This is a genomic window from Citrobacter sp. Cy070 (assembly GCF_030332245.1).
Lineage (GTDB): Bacteria > Pseudomonadota > Gammaproteobacteria > Enterobacterales > Enterobacteriaceae > Citrobacter > Citrobacter youngae.
The window spans coordinates 30,228-48,375 of sequence record NZ_JAOWIG010000053.1; the positions used below are offsets into that span (position 1 = coordinate 30,228).

The window sequence follows — 18,148 nt, forward strand, 5'->3', positions numbered from 1 at the left end:
AAAATGAATCGCTACGCATTGATTGCCGCGCTGGCGATGTTTCTCTCTGGTTGTGTGGCTCAACGTGAGCCCGCGCCGGTAGAGGAAGTGAAGCCAGTACCGGAACAACCCGTGCAGCCGCAACAGCCAGTTCCGGTTGTACCAACGGTGCCAACCATACCGCAGCAGCCGGGTCCGATTGAACACGAGGACCAAACGGCGCAGCCAACCCCACGTCAGCGTCATTATGACTGGAACGGGGCAATGCAGCCGATGGTCGGCAAAATGCTGCAAGCTGAGGGTGTGAAAGCTGGGGGCGTACTGCTGGTTGATAGCGTAAATAACCGTACCAACGGCTCGTTAAACGCGGGTGAAGCCACCGAGACTTTGCGAAATGCGCTGGCGAATAATGGTAAATTTACCCTGGTTTCTGCGCAGCAGTTGGCAGTAGCCAAGCAGCAGTTAGGTCTGTCGCCTAACGACAGCCTGGGAACACGCAGCAAAGCGATTGGTATTGCCCGTAACGTTGGCGCGCAGTATGTGCTCTATTCCAGCGCTTCCGGTAACGTCAATTCACCTGCGCTGCAAATGCAATTAATGCTGGTACAAACTGGCGAGATAATCTGGTCAGGTAAAGGTGCTGTTCAGCAACAATAACAAACTGACGCGCGATGAAGTTCTGTCGCGCTATTTCCCGCAGTATCATCCCGTCGCAGCCAGCCAGAGCGGCCTAAGCGGCGGGAGCTGCATCATCGAACATCAAGCCCACCGTTTAGTGTTGCGCTGTCATCACGATCCTTACGCGCCAGAATCGCATTTCTTACGCCACTATCATGCGTTAAAGCATTTGCCAGAAAGTCTTGCGCCGCGTCCTCGCTTTTATACGCGCGGATGGATGGTCGTCGACTTTTTTCACGGTAAGGTAGAATCCAGATTACCGGACGCCGACGAACTCGCTGGCTTATTGTATCATCTGCACCAGCAGCCCCGATTCGGCTGGCGAATCAGCCTGCTGCCGCTACTCGAGCAGTACTGGCAGTGTAGCGATCCAGCACGTCGTACGTCATGCTGGTTGCGCGCCCTGAAGCGGCTAAGAAAAAGCGGTGAGCCTCGACCTTTGCGCCTGGGGCCGCTGCATATGGATGTCCACGGCGACAACATCGTACGTACAGACTCAGGGCTGCGGCTGATTGACTGGGAATATGCCGGCGACGGTGATATTGCCCTAGAGCTGGCGGCGGTATGGGTCAGCGATGAGTCCCAGCACCAACGGCTGGTTAGCGCCTACGCCCAACGAGCGCATATTGAGCAAGATGCGCTCTGGCGACAGGTCAGGCGATGGCAAATCTGGATAATGATGCTGAAGGCGGGGTGGTTTGAGTATCGCTGGCAACAAACCGGCGATCGACAATTTATCAGGCTGGCCGATGAAACCTGGCGGCAGCTAACAATGAAAGGATAAGGAGAGCAGTGTGGGCCCAGTAATGTTGGATGTCGAAGGGTATGAGCTGGACGCTGAAGAGCGTGAGATTCTGGCGCATCCGCTGGTAGGTGGGTTGATCCTCTTTACCCGAAATTATCATGACCCGGAACAGTTGCGTGAATTAGTGCGCCAGATCCGCGCGGCATCGCGTAATCATCTGGTGGTGGCAGTGGATCAGGAAGGGGGGCGCGTCCAGCGCTTTCGTGAAGGTTTTACCCGTCTGCCCGCGGCGCAATCTTTTGCTGCACTGCATGGGCTGGAAGAGGGGGGCAAACTGGCTCAGGAAGCTGGATGGCTGATGGCCAGTGAAATGATCGCGATGGATATTGATATTAGCTTCGCGCCCGTTCTGGATGTGGGGCATATCAGCGCAGCAATCGGCGAGCGCTCTTACCATGCCGATCCGCAAAAAGCGTTAGCGATGGCAACCCGCTTTATTGATGGCATGCATGCGGCCGGAATGAAAACGACCGGTAAACACTTCCCCGGACATGGTGCAGTGACGGCGGATTCGCATAAAGAAACGCCAACCGATCCGCGTTCAGAAGCCGAGATCCGCGCGAAAGATATGTCGGTATTCCAGACGTTAATCACTGAAAACAAACTGGATGCCATTATGCCTGCGCACGTCATCTACAGTGATGTGGACCCGCGCCCGGCGAGCGGCTCGCCACACTGGTTAAAAACGGTACTGCGTCAGGAGCTGGGTTTTGACGGCGTGATTTTCTCCGACGATTTGTCGATGGAAGGTGCGGCGATTATGGGGAGCTACGCAGAGCGCGGGCAGGCATCGCTGGATGCAGGTTGCGATATGATCCTGGTCTGCAATAATCGTAAGGGAGCGGTCAGTGTGTTAGATAATCTGTCGCCGATCAATGCAGAACGTGTTACACGTTTGTATCATAAAGGTTCATTTTCACGTCAGGAACTGATGGACTCGGCACGCTGGAAGACGGTAAGCGCCCAGCTCAACCAGCTTCATGAGCGCTGGCAGGAAGAGAAAGCAGGTCATTAACGCACGTTTGGCGAGGATGCGATGATTATCTATTTACACGGTTTTGACTCTAACAGTCCGGGCAACCACGAGAAAGTATTGCAACTGCAATTTATTGACCCGGATGTCAGGCTGATTAGCTACAGTACGCGGCATCCTAAACATGATATGCAGCATCTGCTGAAAGAAGTGGACAAAATGCTGCAGCTTAATGTCGACGACCGACCGCTGATTTGTGGCGTCGGGCTCGGGGGATATTGGGCAGAACGAATTGGTTTCCTGTGTGATATTCGTCAGGTGGTGTTTAACCCTAACCTGTTCCCGTATGAGAATATGGAAGGGAAAATCGACAGGCCGGAAGAGTATGCTGATATCGCCACAAAATGTGTGACCAACTTCCGCGAGAAAAATCGCGATCGCTGCCTGGTTATTCTGTCACGCCATGATGAAGCCTTGAACAGCCAGCGTTCATCGGAGGAGCTGCATCATTACTATGAAATTGTATGGGATGAAGAACAAACCCATAAATTCAAAAATATCTCCCCACATTTGCAGCGAATCAAAGCGTTCAAGACGTTAGGTTAATCTTTACTGAGCGTTTAAAAAACCAGCCTTCGGGCTGGTTTTTTTGTCCTAAAAGTCTGGGTTGTCTATCTTTTCAGCATCAAAACTTGATGCACATCAATTTTGGTATGACCAATGCACCGTTCGTGTTATTCTCAGTCTCGAGGAACATTTTCAATATCGTAACTTGTTGTTAATTAAAGGCTATATACATAACTTTTAATTAACAATTGGTTAATAAATTTGAGGGGGTCACGTTGACTACACCATTGAAAAGGATCGTGATTGTCGGCGGCGGTGCTGGCGGACTGGAAATGGCGACGCAGTTGGGTAAAAAACTGGGTCGTAAGAAAAAGGCAAAAATCACGCTGGTAGACAGAAACCACAGCCACCTGTGGAAACCGTTGCTGCACGAAGTAGCAACAGGATCGCTGGATGAAGGTGTTGATGCGCTGAGCTATCTGGCGCATGCCCGTAACCATGGGTTCCAGTTCCAGCTGGGTTCGGTGATGGATATCGATCGTGAAGCGAAAACCATCACGATTGCTGAGCTGCGAGACGAGAAAGGCGATCTGCTGGTCCCTGAGCGTAAAGTGCCATATGACACGCTGGTGATGGCACTGGGCAGTACGTCCAACGATTTCAACACGCCGGGCGTCAAAGAGAACTGTATTTTCCTCGATAACCCGCACCAGGCGCGTCGCTTCCACCAGGAAATGCTGAATCTGTTCCTGAAATATTCTGCAAACCTGGGCGCGAACGGCAAAGTGAATATCGCTATCGTCGGCGGTGGTGCAACGGGGGTAGAACTCTCCGCTGAGCTGCACAATGCGGTAAAACAGTTGCACAGCTATGGTTATAAAGGGCTGACCAATGAAGCGCTGAACGTCACACTGGTGGAAGCCGGTGAACGTATTTTGCCAGCGTTGCCGCCGCGTATTTCCAGCGCCGCGCATAACGAGTTAACCAAGCTGGGCGTACGTGTACTGACTCAGACGATGGTCACCAGCGCTGACGAAGGTGGGTTGCATACCAAAGATGGCGAGTACATCAAAGCTGATCTGATGGTGTGGGCAGCAGGTATCAAAGCGCCAGACTTTATGAAAGAGATTGGTGGTCTGGAAACCAACCGTATCAACCAACTGGTGGTTGAACCAACCCTGCAGACGTCGCGTGATCCGGACATCTATGCGATTGGTGACTGTGCTTCCTGCGCGCGTCCGGAAGGGGGTTTTGTGCCGCCGCGTGCCCAGGCTGCGCACCAGATGGCATCCTGCGCGATGAACAACATTCTGGCGCAGATGAACGGTAAACCGCTAAAAGCGTATCAGTATAAAGATCACGGTTCTCTGGTTTCTCTCTCCAACTTCTCTACCGTGGGCAGTCTGATGGGCAACCTGACGCGTGGCTCAATGATGGTGGAAGGGCGTATTGCACGCTTTGTCTACATTTCACTGTACCGTATGCACCAGATTGCGCTGCATGGTTACTTCAAAACCGGCCTGATGATGTTGGTTGGCAGCATTAACCGGGTGATTCGTCCGCGTCTTAAACTGCACTAATACTGGCTTATAATGCCGGATGGAATGCTTCATCCGGCACTTTCTTTCAGAGTTCTCTGAATCATGCTGCTTTACCCCCTTTCTCCGCGATTTTCATCCGTAATCTGATTGGCATTATTTACCTTCTGTTGCAAAGTTGTTGCTAATAGCAAAAAAGGAGGAAGTCCCGTGAATAAATCAATGTTGGCGGGTATAGGGATTGGCGTAGCTGCTGCGCTGGGTGTTGCAGCGGTGGCCAGTCTAAACGTTTTTGAGCGTGGCCCACAGTTTGCACAAGTCGTCTCTGCAACACCGATTAAAGAAACGGTAAAAACACCGCGCCAGGAATGTCGTAACGTAACGGTTACTCACCGTAAACCTGTACAGGATGAAAACCGTATTGCCGGTTCCGTGCTGGGCGCGGTTGCCGGGGGCGTAATTGGTCATCAGTTTGGTGGTGGCCGCGGCAAAGACATTGCGACCGTTGCCGGTGCGTTAGGTGGTGGTTATGCAGGTAACCAGATTCAGGGGTCAATGCAGGAAAACGATACGTACACAACCACACAACAACGTTGTAAAACAGTGTATGACAAATCAGAAAAAATGCTGGGCTACGACGTAACGTATAAAATTGGCGATCAGCAGGGCAAAATCCGCATGGATAAAGATCCCGGTACGCAAATTCCGCTGGATAACAACGGCCAGTTGGTTCTGAATAACAAGGCGTAAAATAGCGTTATCATGAATATTAGCCCCCCATCGCTCAGGCTGGGGGGCTTTTTTTATCAGAAGGTTAAGGCATAGTTCAAACCAAAGGTGCGACCCCGACCTTTGTATTCATACAAGGATGGACTGCCATAAGTCGGGCTGTAGAGTAACGGTGCACGCTGTCCCCAGAGGGTGGTGTACTCTTCATTCAGCAGATTCTCAACGCTAAAGGTCAGTTTACCCAGCGGGAGCTGATAGCTGCCGATAAAGTCCATCGTATTGTACCCATCCAGCTTGTTGCCACTGGCGTCGCTCAGGTCAAATGTCTGCTGGCTCTGTACTCGCAGCGACCACGGTTCCGGCGCCCAGCCAACCCATGCGGTTGCTTTAGATGGCGAAGCCAGAGTGACATCCCATTTTTGCCATTTACCGTTTTGCTTCACTTCCGATTTAATGATGTTGAAGTTACTTCCCAGACTCCAGTCTGTATCAGCAATGAAATAATCCACCGCGCCTTCAAGGCCATAAATCCGGCGATCGTCGGGTTGTACGTTAATGGTCATATCGTTGCGGTTAACGACGATCGATTTATCAGACGTGGAATAGTAAGCGGCGAGCTGTGTACGCAGGTTATCGCCGGTGTAGCGCCACCCCAGTTCGTAAGAGTTAACTTTAATGCCTTCCAGACGTGAATCCGCTACGTTAACACTGCGCTGGAGCTGATAATGATCGCCAACCAGCGAGTAGGTACCGTTGCCGTAGTATTTTCCGGGGTCGGGAAGTTCCACACCTTGAGAGAAGTTGAACCAGGTCTGCTGGCGATCGGTCAGGTGTGCGAGGATGCCCGCATTAAACAGGAAGTTATCATAGTCTGCTTTGCCACCCGGGATACTATCAGCAGAGTTCGCCAGACCCGTTGCGATGCCTTGTTGTTGCGTATAGCCGACAAAATCATCAACGCGGTTTTCAGTCCACTGGTAGCGGATACCACCGCTGAGCGTAAAGATGTCATTAATGTCGTAGCTGTTTTGCAGGAAAGGCGCGAAGTTGGTGATGCTGTAACCGGGATAGCGCCCGGTGGTGTAGGCCGTTCGGTTATCCATACCGCCAGAGGGGAGGGAATAAGCCAGATCGAAGAATTCTTGATTGGAATCGAATGTTTCGTGATCGGCGTCGATACCCCATGTCAGTTCCCAGTTTTCCATCAGCTGGCTGTTGAGGGTGATTTTGGCACCAAACTGGTCAGTATCCTGCTGTGATGCGGAGAAACTGGTGACCTTACCTTTGCTCAGCGTAGGGAAGGGATAGAATTTAAGTGATTCGTCACGGTAATAGATCTGGCTGACCAGATTCTGGCCGAAGAAATTGGCATCGGAATATTGCAGACTGATCAGATGCCGTTCCGTGCCGGGGATACGGTCGGAATTGAGACCGCTGCTGGTATGAGCGTTGCCGGTTCCCGTCACGGCAGACATGTTCTTGCCGAGATCCAGTCCGTAGTCGTCATCGCCCTGGCTTTTGTAGTACTGCGTAACCAGCTGCAGCTGGCGGTTGTCATCAAGCTCAATCGTCCCGGTACCCATCAGATCCAGGCGATCGGAATGCTGCAGACCGGTTTGGGTATTATCGAGCATTAAGGCGTCGTGGTTGGCATCATACCACCCCCCAAACCGTTGATAAGCGACAGACATGCGTCCGGATGCGCGGTCGGTTCCTCCGCTCACTGCGGCGGCAACACGCTCGTCATGATCGTTACTGTTGTTGAAACCGCTTTTGCTGCCCAGCTCGAGTTCAACTTCACGCTCAGGCTGACCTTTTTTGGTGACGATGTTGATCAAACCACCGGTACTTCCGCCGCCATACAGTGATGTTGCCCCAGAGATAACTTCAATGTGTGCAATATTAAACGGATCAATGGAGTCGAGCTGGCGGCTGTCGGTGCGGGAAGAGTTGAGACGAACACCGTCAATAAGCACAACGATGGCGCGACCACGCATGTTCATCCCGTAGTTGGTCCGTCCCTGGCTGCTAACGTCGATTCCGGGGATCAACTGAGCCAGAACATCTTTAAACTCTTTCCCCCCCTGAACCTGCTGTTCAATCTCTCTGCCTTCGATAACCCATGTCGTTTGCGCCATTTCTGCCACGGTGCGTTGGCTCCGGTTGGCGCTGACGATGAGATCTTCTTCTTCTGCCGCCATTGCCGGTAGGGTTAAAGACAGTAACAGAGGATTGAGCACCCAGAGATGCTTATTCATTTGTATTCCTTATAAAATTTGTTGGCCTGTTTTTATTTTTACGGCATGGAAACCGATCGTTACATTATGAAACGGGTATTAAAACAAATGCGAATATTGCTGATAATGATTGACATTATCAATATATTTTACAAAATAAATGCATTAACCCAATGAAAACAATAAAGAATGTAGGGGTTAAGATGTGCCGTTTCCACCAGGAGCAGCGTAAGCTCCCGGTGATGACATTAAGACGTGGGCAGTGTGGGAATGGTTAATCTTTAATCAGTTCAGGCCACAATCGTAATGTGGTGCGCGCGATCTGCATCAGTTTTTCGAACGTGGCTCCTTCGCGGGCGCTGATCGACATACCCTGCAAAATACAGTTCAGATATTCAGCCAACTTTTGTACATCGCAGTGTGCTGGTACTTCACCCTTTTCCTGTCGTTGACGCAGAAACTGAGCCAGCGTCTGTTCCTGCATGGCGTGACGGGATTTAACCGTGTGCGCAATGTCCCGGGAGGAGGCGGCCAGCGTAGCGGATGTGTTAATCATAAAACATCCCGCAGGCGTGTCTTTACTGGTGAAGCAGGTCGCTATGGCGGTGAAATAGTCCTCAAGTGCAGATTCGAGGCTTTTTTCTTCACAAAACAGTTGGGCTTCGTGTTTTGCCGCGAAGCGACTGATATAGCGGTCCAGCACGGCACGAAACAGTCCTTCCTTATTGGTAAATTCTGCATACAGCGTAGGCGCTTTTGCCCCGGTTGCTTCTACGAGATCGGCGAGCGATGTCGCTTCATATCCGTGCTGCCAGAAGAGTGTCATGGCCTTATCAAGCGCGGCTTCCCTGTCGAACACTTTTGGTCGGCCACGGCTTTTTTTTGCACAACCTGTCGTTTCAGTTGTCATGGTGCCGTTGTACCTGGTTGGGTTTATTGAATAACCATTATAAAAATAATCGCGCAGACACTCCAGTGCATTCAAGATAAAAATAATTCAATGCTATTGATATGAAAAATAAGACCTTTGTACTTTAAATAACAATCGTTATAAAAAAATGTTGACGTGTGACCTGGATCACATCTATGATTTGTATATCGATCGTTAAGTTAATCGCTTACGGCACACATTCATCTGCTAAAGGTCACTATCATGAAAAACGTAAAAACTCTTTTTGTCGCTGCTGTCCTGAGCTCACTTTCATTTGCAAGCTTTGCCGCTGTTGAAGTTCAGGCTACACCTGCAGGCCAACAGAAAGTCGGTATTATCTCCGCCAACGCCGGGACTAATTTAGGTTCTCTGGAAGATCAACTGGCACAGAAAGCAGATGAAATGGGGGCGAAGTCATTCCGTATTACTTCTGTTACCGGTCCTAACACCCTTCACGGGACTGCAGTTATCTATAAATAAGTTGTAAGCCCTCGCAATGCCACTGCGAATTCAATAAAAAACCCCGCGGGAACAAACCGGCGGGGTTTTTTTATGGCCTGAATTTACAGCGTTTGTGCAGGAGCATCGTGATGGCGTGTCACGTCTACAGGCATGCCTGAACGTAGCTCCATTGCATGCTCCATCACAGCTGCGTCTGTTTGTGCCGCATTTTTAAAGTTCTGCATTGATGAATTCAACACGATTGGCAGTAACTGCGGGTCGTCATTAATCTTTTCTGACAGCGGTTGGTGTACTTCAACCATGCGCATACCGTTAGGTTCAACGGAGGCTTTAATCGGCGTGTTGATGATGTTCACTTTGGTTCCCGGCGTAACCTGACGGAATAAGGTTTCAATATCACCGTCACGCAGGCGAATACACCCGGAACTAACACGCATACCGATGCCAAAATCCGCGTTGGTTCCATGCAGCAAATACACACCGCCGTAAGCCGCTAAGCGGATTGCATGATGGCCCATCGGGTTATCCGGCCCGGCAGGTACTACGGCAGGGAGGTCGATACCATTGGCTTTATACCGTGCGCGGATATTCGCTGTTGGTGTCCAGGTCGGGTTAGCACGCTTATCAGAGATGGTGGTGACCATTGTTGGCGTCAGGGTGTCGCCGCCTAACTGGCCAATGCCAATGGGATACACGGTCACCGATTTTGTCCCTGGCTGGTAATAGTAAAGACGCAGTTCGGCGAGGTTAATGACAATCCCTTCGCGTGGGGCATCCGGTAGCAGAGTTTGCAATGGGATGGTTAAAACACTGCCCGGGCGAGGTACGTATGGATCGACGCCGGGGTTAGCCTGCAGCAGCGCTAAAAAGCCGACGTTGTATTTTTTCGCAATGGCTTCCAGCGATCCGCCGTTGTTTTCGACAACGTGAGTGGCATTTTCGCCCACCAGTTTGCTGCCTGGCGGCGGGAGCGGCCAGGTATTCGCTTGAGCCGGGAGCGCTAATGCGACGGTCGCCGCGAGCGTAAAAAGCGTTAGCCAGCGAGAGAGTCGTTTATTGTTTAACATCACCTAAATCCATTGTTTTTACGTGGTTTTTATTATGTAAAAGTAAACAGGAATTATGGCGGTTTGCTGTGTCGGGAAGTGCAGGGAAGTGCAAAGAGTTTGTAAATTCATCGGCCGGGCAAGCACCGTGCTCACCCGGCCGGAACGCTATGCTATGGCGTTTTCTTCCAGTTGACGCATAAACTGACGTACCCAGTCGATACGGGTTTTACGCTCAGCTAAATCTTGCATGAACTTCAGCCTGGTTGGGCCATCCAGACGGAAGTGTTGCGGTTGCTTTTGCAGTAAGCCAATCAGCCACACCGGGTTGACGTGGTTCTTCTCGGCAAACTCAATCGTCCCGCCTTTTTCATTGCCTTCTAGCTTTCTGATACCCAGTTTTTGCGCTTGCTGGCGCAAACGGGCAATATCAAGCAACGTACGGGCCGGGTCAGGCAACAAACCAAAACGGTCTATCAGCTCGACCTTAATTTCTTCCAGCTCGTTTTCGCCTTTCGCACTGGCAATGCGCTTGTAGAACGACAGTCGCGTATTCACATCGGGGATGTAGTCATCTGGCAATAGTGACGGCATCCGCAACTCGACTTCAGTTTGCTGGTTGGTGAGATCTTCGAGTGACGGTTCGCGTCCCTCTTTTAGCGCGTCAACCGCGTTCTCCAGCAGTTCCATGTATAGTGAGAAGCCGATGGTTTCCATCGAACCGCTCTGATCTTCGCCCAGCAGTTCCCCCGCGCCGCGAATTTCGAGGTCGTGAGTGGCTAGCGCAAAACCTGCACCCAAATCTTCCAGTGATGCAATTGCCTCAAGGCGTTTTTGTGCATCGGTGGTCATCGCTTTTGGATGCGGCGTCAACAGCCAGGCATAGGCCTGATGGTGTGAACGTCCCACGCGGCCGCGTAGCTGGTGCAATTGTGCCAACCCGAAATGGTCAGCGCGCTCGATAATAATGGTGTTAGCGGTTGGAATGTCGATCCCGGTTTCGATGATGGTGGTACACACCAGCACGTTGAAGCGCTGATGGTGGAAATCGTTCATCACGCGTTCCAGCTCGCGTTCGCGCATTTGTCCGTGTCCAATTCCGATTCGCGCTTCCGGTACCAGCTCAGCCAGCCTGTCAGCGGTTTTCTGGATGTTTTCAACATCGTTGAACAGATAGTAGACCTGCCCGCCGCGCAGCACTTCACGCAGGATAGCTTCACGTACCACCAGGCTATCGTATTCGCGTACGAAGGTTTTGACCGCCAGACGACGCGCTGGCGGTGTGGCGATAATTGACAGATCGCGCATGCCGCTCATCGCCATATTGAGCGTACGCGGGATCGGGGTTGCGGTCAGCGTCAGAATATCGACATCGGCGCGCATTGCTTTAATACGCTCTTTGTGACGGACACCGAAGCGGTGCTCTTCATCGACAATCAGCAGACCCAGATCTTTTAACTTCACATCCGCTTGCAGCAGTTTGTGCGTGCCAATGAGAATATCAATTTTCCCCTCGGCAACCTGCTCCAGAATCTGCGCTTGCTCTTTGGCGCTACGGAAACGGGACAACATCTCAATGCGTACCGGCCAGTTGGCAAAACGATCGCGGAAGTTGTCGAAGTGCTGCTGTGCGAGCAGGGTCGTCGGAACCAACACGGCAACCTGTTTGTGGTTCTCTACGGCGAGGAAGGCGGCGCGCATCGCCACTTCGGTTTTACCGAAGCCGACATCGCCACACACCAGGCGGTCCATGGCCAGCGGCTGACACATATCGCTGAGTACCGCGTTGATGGCCTGCGCCTGATCGGGTGTGGTTTCAAATGGGAAGCTGTCACAAAACAGCTGATACTGCTCGCGGTCGTGTTTAAAGGCAAAACCTTCTTTCGCCGCGCGCTGGGCATAAATATCAAGTAGCTCTGCCGCGACATCGCGCACCTTCTCAGCGGCTTTCTGTCGGGCGCGTGACCAGGCATCGCCGCCCAGTTTATGCAGCGGCGCATTCTCTTCTGCACCGCCCGCATAGCGACTGATCAGATGCAGTGACGACACCGGCACGTACAGTTTGGCGTCGTTGGCATAGGTGAGCATCAGGTATTCGCCGGTAATGCCGCCCGCTTCCAGCGTGGTCATACCGGCATAGCGACCCACGCCGTGCTCAAGGTGCACGACGGGTTGCCCCGGATGCAGCTCCGCGAGGTTACGAATTAACGTATCCGGGTTGATGGTACGACGAGAATCCTGGCGGCGGCGCGCCACGCGTTCACCCAGCAGATCGCTTTCACAAATCAGCGCCAGATTGCGTTTGCTATCGATGAAGCCATGCTCGGCTGCACCAATCATCAAATAACGACCATTGTCTGCGGCTTCATCAAGACGCAATATCCGCTTCGGCGCAACTTTGATGCGAGCCAGAAGTTCGCCGAGTGCTTCACGGCGACCTTCACTTTCCACTGAGAAAATTACCGGACCGGTAAAGCTCTCAAGGAATTTACGTAACGCATCTAACGGTGATTTTTGCTGCGCCTGCACGGCGATATCCGGCAGCTTCTGGAACCCGAGGTTAGTATTCGCAGCTTTGTTCGCCAGACTCTCGGTTTTTAGCTGAACGCGCGGCCAGCGTTTCAGTTCAGAAAACAGCTCATCCACCCGCAGCCACAGTGATTCAGGTGGCAGAAGCGGGCGCATTGGATCAACGCCGCGATTCTCAAAACGTGACAGGGTATCGGCCTGGAAGCGCTCAGCGCTGGTCTCGATATCGCCGGTATTCACCAGCAGCGTATTGGCCGGGAAGTAGCTGAACAACGGCGGCAACGGCTCGCTGAAAAATAGCGGCTGCCAGTATTCAATACCCGCAGGTAACGTGCCTTTGCTGACCTGCTGATAAATATGTTCGGCGTCGCGTTTAACCTCAAAGGTGTCGCGCCACTGACTACGGAACAGCTCGATGGCCGTTTTGTCAGTCGGGAATTCGTGTGCGGGAAGCAAATTAATGGCGTCGACTTCTTCCAGCGTGCGCTGGGTGTCGGTATCAAACAGACGCAGGCTGTCGATTTCGTCATCAAAGAAATCAAGGCGATAAGGCAGTTCACTGCCCATTGGGAATAAGTCCAACAACGCACCGCGTGTAGCGTATTCACCGTGCTCCATAACCTGATCAACATGGCGATAACCGGCGCTGTCCAGCTGCTCACGCAGGGCATCACGCGACAGGCGCTGACCCTTTTTCATCACCAGTGCATGACCGTGTAGATAGCTGTGCGGGCAGACGCGCTGCATCAACGTGTTGACCGGTACGATCAGCACACCGCGTTGCATCGCAGGCAGTTGATACAACGTGGAGAGTCGCGAGGAGATAATTTCCTGATGTGGGGAAAAACTGTCATAGGGCAGTGTTTCCCAGTCAGCCAGATTCATCACCATCTGGTCGGTAAACTGACGAATTTCATCATGCAAACGCAGTGCATTTTGCATGTCCGGCGCGATCAGCACCACTGGCCCCGCGTGATGTTCAGCGATTTCGGCGACCAGCGTCGCGCAGGCGGCACCGGTAAGTTCACCCAACTGGCGCTGATCGCCAGCTTTTGCTGGAAGCGTGTAACGATGTTGTTCAGGCATTCGGTTGTCAGGATCTCGTTTGGATATACGTCTGATAAGCAATGTTTCTTTATTATCCGTGATCGTTTCTCATAAGCAAATTGATTCGCCCCCGAAGGGGGGCAAAAACGCGTTGAAGTTAGCGCGAGGCGGTCGATAAAGAAGGCGGGGAAAATAGCAGGTCGGCCACTGTTTTTTGTGAAATTTTACGCACCAACAGGCCAAACAAGGTGCACAGCAGCAGGCAGGCGAACGGATACACCAGCAGCAGGGCCAGCTCTGCATATGCAGGCCAGGCGGCATGATTGATTTTGGGGATTAGCGTTAAGCTGAACAGCTCAACCAGAATACGGTGGGTGGTGTAGATGGCGATGGTATTGGCGCCAATCACGCTTAACGGGCCGGACTCACGCATACCAAAGCGCAGCTCAAATTGATAAAACAGCTTCATGATCAGCACAATGGAAAGAAGAGAAAGTAATAGTGAAACATTTGCCAGCCATGCAACGGCGGCGACGATTGTACTAACCAGAAAAAGCACAGAATGGCGGCGCAGGGGAACCTCTTTGATCCATGCCATCAGCGTTGCACCAAACCACGCGCCGAGGCTGTAGTATGGCAGGTTACGAATGACGCTGTTCATTCCCCACCACGGCGTCGGGACATAATTGATCGCCACGCTCAACACGACAAATAACGCCAACAATGGCGCCGCCCAGCGGCTGAAAAGCTTACACAAAACAAAATAAACAATCAGTGCGTACAGATACCACAAGCTGGTGCTGGCGGTGAGCATCCCGTGGGTAAAATCACTGATCGAACCGGCATAGGCGGCGTTGGCGGTATGGTTCAGATCGCGCTGCGGGGCCAGCCAGTTATTGAGCGCGACTAACGCCAGCCATTGTACCACTCCCCAAAGCACCAACACCCAGGCGATGCTCCAGATTCGTTTATCCAGACAGGTTGTCCACGGGACGCTATCGATATAGCGACGGATCAGATACCCCGAAATAAAGAAAAACACCGGCATGCGAAACGGCGCCAGGTACAAGTTCAGGTAAATCCAGCATTTGCTCAGTATCTCTGAAAGCGGATGCTGAAACGTAGTGAGGTGTGGGTAAAACGTGATTACCGAGTGATAAATTACCACCAGACAAATACATAACCCTTTGATCTGATTAATCCATAGTTCTTTTTTAATCATCGAGACGGCGTATCCATATTGATTGCTATAGCCTGCCATCCTGCGCAACTCGCGGTGGGCTGTAATGCGTAACTGTCTGCATTTTGTTTTTTTAAGATAAAGATCAGGGAGCTGGACTTAAGGAAAGAGAGATAACTTTAGCGGATTGATTTATTTATACTTTTAGGACAAGTGCTGACGAACACTTACGGTTCAGTCATTTACCCATTCTGCTTTCGCTTATATACTCGTGACTTTGCTAACAGCAACCAGACGGATTTCATGTACCAACCTGTCGCTCTATTCATTGGCCTGCGTTATATGCGTGGGCGTGCAGCAGATCGCTTCGGTCGCTTCGTTTCCTGGCTCTCCACCATTGGCATTACCCTCGGGGTAATGGCGCTGGTCACGGTGTTGTCGGTGATGAACGGTTTCGAGCGCGAGCTGCAAAACAATATCCTTGGCCTGATGCCTCAGGCCGTTCTCTCGTCTGAACAGGGTTCTCTGAACCCGCAGCAACTGCCGGAAAAAGCCGTGGTGTTGAACGGCGTCAACCGCGTCGCACCGATAACTACGGGGGATGTGGTGCTGCAAAGTGCGCGTAGCGTGGCGGTCGGCGTGATGCTGGGCATCGACCCGGCGCAAAAAGACCCTCTCACGCCGTATCTGGTCAATGTGAAGCAAACAGATCTGCAGCCGGGTAAGTATAATGTCATCCTCGGTGAGCAGCTTGCCGGGCAGTTGGGCGTGAACCGTGGCGATCAAATTCGCGTGATGGTGCCTTCGGCCAGTCAGTTTACCCCGATGGGACGCCTGCCGAGCCAGCGTCTGTTTACGGTGATTGGCACCTTCGCCGCCAACAGCGAAGTAGACGGCTACCAGATGCTGACCAACATTCAGGATGCTTCCCGCCTGATGCGCTATCCGGTGGGCAATATTACCGGCTGGCGTCTGTGGCTGAACGAACCGTTAAAAGTTGACACGCTGAGCCAGCAAACGCTGCCGCAGGGCACCAAATGGCAGGACTGGCGCGAGCGCAAAGGGGAACTGTTCCAGGCCGTGCGCATGGAGAAAAACATGATGGGGCTGCTGCTTAGCCTGATCGTGGCAGTTGCGGCTTTTAATATTATTACCTCGTTGGGTCTGATGGTAATGGAGAAGCAAGGGGAAGTGGCGATTCTACAAACGCAGGGGCTAACGCCGCGGCAAATCATGATGGTGTTTATGGTTCAGGGGGCCAGTGCCGGAATTATCGGCGCGCTGCTGGGCGCGGTGCTGGGCGCATTGCTTGCCAGCCAACTGAACAACCTGATGCCGATTATCGGCGTGCTGCTGGACGGTGCCGCGTTGCCGGTTGCTATTGAGCCGCTGCAGGTGATCGTCATTGCGCTGGTGGCGATGGCCATCGCGCTGCTGTCTACGCTTTATCCTTCCTGGCGCGCTGCCGCCACTCAACCCGCTGAGGCTTTACGTTATGAATAAGATCCTGTTGCAATGCGACAACCTGTGCAAACGCTATCAGGAAGGCACGGTGCAGACTGATGTTCTGCACGATGTCAGTTTTAGCGTCGGCGAGGGTGAGATGATGGCGATTGTCGGCAGCTCAGGCTCCGGCAAAAGTACACTGCTTCATCTGCTCGGCGGGCTGGATACACCGACTTCCGGCGACGTCATTTTTAGCGGTCAGCCGATGAGCAAACTCTCGTCAGCGGCGAAAGCGGAACTGCGTAATCAGAAGCTCGGATTTATTTACCAGTTCCACCATTTGTTGCCAGACTTTACCGCGCTGGAAAACGTGGCGATGCCGTTACTGATTGGCAAGAAGAAGCCGGCTGAAATTACCGAGCGCGCACGTGACATGCTGAAAGCGGTTGGGCTGGATCACCGTGCCAGTCATCGCCCGTCTGAACTGTCGGGCGGCGAACGCCAGCGCGTAGCCATCGCCCGTGCGCTGGTGAATAACCCGCGCCTGGTACTGGCAGACGAGCCAACGGGTAACCTTGATGCGCGAAACGCGGACAGCATTTTCGAACTGCTGGGTGAGCTGAACCGCTCTCAGGGCACGGCATTTCTGGTGGTGACGCACGATCTGCAACTGGCGAAGCGCATGAGCCGCCAGCTTGAAATGCGCGATGGTCGCCTGACGGCTGAACTGAGCCTGATGGGGGCTGAGTAATGGCATCGCCTTTATCATTATTGATTGGTCTGCGCTTTAGCCGCGGTCGGCGGCGCGGTGGCATGGTGTCGCTGATTTCCGTGATTTCTACCGTCGGTATTGCATTGGGTGTGGCGGTGTTGATCGTCGGTCTAAGCGCCATGAACGGATTTGAGCGAGAGTTGAACAACCGTATTCTGGCCGTGGTTCCGCACGGTGAGATTGAAGCGGTAAATCAGCCGTGGAACAACTGGCAGGAAGCGCTCGACAAGGTACAGAAGGTTCCAGGCATTGTCGCTGCGGCACCTTATATTAACTTTACCGGGCTGGTGGAGAGTGGGGCGAACTTACGCGCGGTGCAGGTGAAGGGCGTTGACCCGATACAGGAACAGCGTTTAAGCGCACTGCCATCCTTCGTGCAAAACCACGCCTGGGATAATTTTAAAGCCGGTGAGCAACAAATCATCATTGGTAAGGGTATTGCCGATGCGCTGAAGGTGAAGCAGGGCGACTGGGTGTCAATTATGATCCCCAACGCCAGTGCGGATCATAAGTTACAGCAGCCCAAACGCGTGCGTTTGCACGTGACGGGAATTTTGCAACTGAGCGGTCAGCTCGATCACAGCTTCGCCATGATCCCAATGGAAGACGCGCAGCAGTACCTGGATATGGGTTCCAGCGTTTCCGGGATTGCGCTGAAAGTTAACGACGTGTTTAACGCCAATAAGCTGGTGCGAGATGCGGGCGAAGTGACCAATAACTATGTTTATATTAAGAGCTGGATCGGTACTTACGGCTATATGTATCGCGATATCCAGATGATCCGCGCCATTATGTATCTGGCGATGGTGCTGGTGATTGGCGTAGCCTGCTTTAATATCGTTTCAACGTTAGTGATGGCGGTAAAAGACAAAAGCGGCGATATTGCGGTATTAAGAACGCTGGGGGCGAAAGACGGACTGATCCGCGCCATCTTCGTCTGGTATGGACTGCTGGCGGGTCTGTTCGGTAGCCTGATCGGCGTCGTCATTGGGGTGGTTGTCTCGCTGCAACTGACACCGATCATAAACGGAATCGAGGCGCTTATCGGCCATCAGTTCCTCTCCGGCGATATCTATTTCATTGACTTCCTGCCATCGGAATTACACTGGCTGGATGTGATTTACGTGCTGGTGACAGCATTAGTGCTGAGTCTTTTGGCGAGTTGGTATCCGGCGCGTCGCGCCAGCAATATTGATCCTGCGAGAGTACTTAGCGGCCAATAACAATAT

At 52.4% G+C, this 18,148-nt stretch carries 15 protein-coding genes; 10 read left to right on the plus strand and 5 right to left on the minus strand.

The window, feature by feature from the left end:
- Positions 1-3 precede the first annotated feature (3 nt).
- The 6 genes from lpoB to OGY19_RS07595 all read left to right on the plus strand — a co-directional run bounded on the left by lpoB (position 4) and on the right by OGY19_RS07595 (position 5,290).
- Positions 4-636, plus strand: a complete 633-nt coding sequence (lpoB, locus tag OGY19_RS07570) for a penicillin-binding protein activator LpoB (protein WP_048212601.1) — start codon at positions 4-6, stop codon at positions 634-636.
- On the plus strand, positions 617-1,441 hold the full coding sequence (gene thiK / locus OGY19_RS07575; RefSeq protein ID WP_115602218.1) for a thiamine kinase: 825 nt from the start codon (positions 617-619) through the stop codon (positions 1,439-1,441). The genes lpoB and thiK overlap by 20 nt, the downstream gene beginning before the upstream one ends.
- Before the next feature lie 10 nt (positions 1,442-1,451).
- Positions 1,452-2,477: a beta-N-acetylhexosaminidase gene (gene nagZ, locus OGY19_RS07580; protein ID WP_115602217.1), complete on the plus strand. Its 1,026-nt coding sequence runs from the start codon at positions 1,452-1,454 to the stop codon at positions 2,475-2,477.
- A 21-nt stretch (positions 2,478-2,498) separates the two neighbouring features.
- Positions 2,499-3,041 carry an alpha/beta hydrolase YcfP gene (ycfP, locus tag OGY19_RS07585; RefSeq protein ID WP_061067733.1) on the plus strand — a complete coding sequence of 181 codons (543 nt, stop codon included), beginning with the start codon at positions 2,499-2,501 and terminating at the stop codon, positions 3,039-3,041.
- 236 nt (positions 3,042-3,277) lie between these two features.
- Complete coding sequence (gene ndh, locus OGY19_RS07590) at positions 3,278-4,582, plus strand: NADH-quinone dehydrogenase (protein WP_048211961.1); 1,305 nt, start codon at positions 3,278-3,280, stop codon at positions 4,580-4,582.
- Positions 4,583-4,750: 168 nt separating this feature from the next.
- The gene (locus OGY19_RS07595; protein ID WP_048211960.1) at positions 4,751-5,290 is read left to right on the plus strand and encodes a glycine zipper 2TM domain-containing protein; all 540 of its coding nucleotides are present in this window, start codon (positions 4,751-4,753) and stop codon (positions 5,288-5,290) included.
- Between the two features lie 56 nt (positions 5,291-5,346).
- Here the strand turns inward: OGY19_RS07595 and OGY19_RS07600 are convergent, their stop codons facing one another.
- The gene (locus OGY19_RS07600) at positions 5,347-7,527 is read right to left on the minus strand and encodes a TonB-dependent siderophore receptor (protein ID WP_115602216.1); all 2,181 of its coding nucleotides are present in this window, start codon (positions 7,525-7,527) and stop codon (positions 5,347-5,349) included.
- Between the two features lie 253 nt (positions 7,528-7,780).
- A complete protein-coding gene (gene comR / locus OGY19_RS07605; protein WP_115602215.1) occupies positions 7,781-8,416 on the minus strand; it encodes a TetR family copper-responsive transcriptional repressor ComR in 636 nt (211 codons plus the stop codon).
- 243 nt (positions 8,417-8,659) lie between these two features.
- On the opposite strand from comR, the gene bhsA reads away from it, so the two are divergent.
- Positions 8,660-8,917 carry a multiple stress resistance protein BhsA gene (bhsA, locus tag OGY19_RS07610; RefSeq protein WP_040231961.1) on the plus strand — a complete coding sequence of 86 codons (258 nt, stop codon included), beginning with the start codon at positions 8,660-8,662 and terminating at the stop codon, positions 8,915-8,917.
- An 83-nt stretch (positions 8,918-9,000) separates the two neighbouring features.
- Here the strand turns inward: bhsA and ldtC are convergent, their stop codons facing one another.
- The 3 genes from ldtC to OGY19_RS07625 all read right to left on the minus strand — a co-directional run bounded on the left by ldtC (position 9,001) and on the right by OGY19_RS07625 (position 14,743).
- Complete coding sequence (ldtC, locus tag OGY19_RS07615) at positions 9,001-9,966, minus strand: L,D-transpeptidase LdtC (RefSeq protein ID WP_115602214.1); 966 nt, start codon at positions 9,964-9,966, stop codon at positions 9,001-9,003.
- A gap of 147 nt (positions 9,967-10,113) precedes the next feature.
- Entirely contained in the window at positions 10,114-13,560 is a 3,447-nt protein-coding gene (gene mfd / locus OGY19_RS07620) for a transcription-repair coupling factor (protein WP_137378674.1), read from the minus strand.
- A gap of 118 nt (positions 13,561-13,678) precedes the next feature.
- Positions 13,679-14,743: an acyltransferase family protein gene (locus OGY19_RS07625; RefSeq protein WP_115602212.1), complete on the minus strand. Its 1,065-nt coding sequence runs from the start codon at positions 14,741-14,743 to the stop codon at positions 13,679-13,681.
- Positions 14,744-15,004: 261 nt separating this feature from the next.
- Between OGY19_RS07625 and lolC the strand changes: the two genes are divergently transcribed.
- The 3 genes from lolC to lolE are packed head-to-tail and all read left to right on the plus strand — an operon-like array spanning position 15,005 to position 18,142.
- Positions 15,005-16,204 carry a lipoprotein-releasing ABC transporter permease subunit LolC gene (gene lolC / locus OGY19_RS07630; protein WP_003030806.1) on the plus strand — a complete coding sequence of 400 codons (1,200 nt, stop codon included), beginning with the start codon at positions 15,005-15,007 and terminating at the stop codon, positions 16,202-16,204.
- Positions 16,197-16,898, plus strand: a complete 702-nt coding sequence (gene lolD / locus OGY19_RS07635; protein WP_003030805.1) for a lipoprotein-releasing ABC transporter ATP-binding protein LolD — start codon at positions 16,197-16,199, stop codon at positions 16,896-16,898. Before lolC ends, lolD begins: the two co-directional genes overlap by 8 nt.
- Positions 16,898-18,142 (plus strand): lipoprotein-releasing ABC transporter permease subunit LolE, encoded by a 1,245-nt coding sequence (lolE, locus tag OGY19_RS07640; protein WP_115602211.1) that lies wholly within the window; start codon positions 16,898-16,900, stop codon positions 18,140-18,142. Before lolD ends, lolE begins: the two co-directional genes overlap by 1 nt.
- Positions 18,143-18,148 lie beyond the last annotated feature (6 nt).

What these genes read in the sequence shown, in the direction of transcription:
- OGY19_RS07600 (WP_115602216.1), bottom strand. Translation starts at nt 7,527, where the DNA reads ATGAATAAGCATCTCTGGGTGCTCAATCCTCTGTTACTGTCTTTAACC.
- OGY19_RS07625 (WP_115602212.1), bottom strand. Translation starts at nt 14,743, where the DNA reads ATGATTAAAAAAGAACTATGGATTAATCAGATCAAAGGGTTATGTATT.
- comR (WP_115602215.1), bottom strand. Translation starts at nt 8,416, where the DNA reads ATGACAACTGAAACGACAGGTTGTGCAAAAAAAAGCCGTGGCCGACCA.
- bhsA (WP_040231961.1), top strand. Translation starts at nt 8,660, where the DNA reads ATGAAAAACGTAAAAACTCTTTTTGTCGCTGCTGTCCTGAGCTCACTT.
- lolC (WP_003030806.1), top strand. Translation starts at nt 15,005, where the DNA reads ATGTACCAACCTGTCGCTCTATTCATTGGCCTGCGTTATATGCGTGGG.
- ycfP (WP_061067733.1), top strand. Translation starts at nt 2,499, where the DNA reads ATGATTATCTATTTACACGGTTTTGACTCTAACAGTCCGGGCAACCAC.
- lpoB (WP_048212601.1), top strand. Translation starts at nt 4, where the DNA reads ATGAATCGCTACGCATTGATTGCCGCGCTGGCGATGTTTCTCTCTGGT.
- mfd (WP_137378674.1), bottom strand. Translation starts at nt 13,560, where the DNA reads ATGCCTGAACAACATCGTTACACGCTTCCAGCAAAAGCTGGCGATCAG.
- ldtC (WP_115602214.1), bottom strand. Translation starts at nt 9,966, where the DNA reads ATGTTAAACAATAAACGACTCTCTCGCTGGCTAACGCTTTTTACGCTC.
- lolD (WP_003030805.1), top strand. Translation starts at nt 16,197, where the DNA reads ATGAATAAGATCCTGTTGCAATGCGACAACCTGTGCAAACGCTATCAG.
- lolE (WP_115602211.1), top strand. Translation starts at nt 16,898, where the DNA reads ATGGCATCGCCTTTATCATTATTGATTGGTCTGCGCTTTAGCCGCGGT.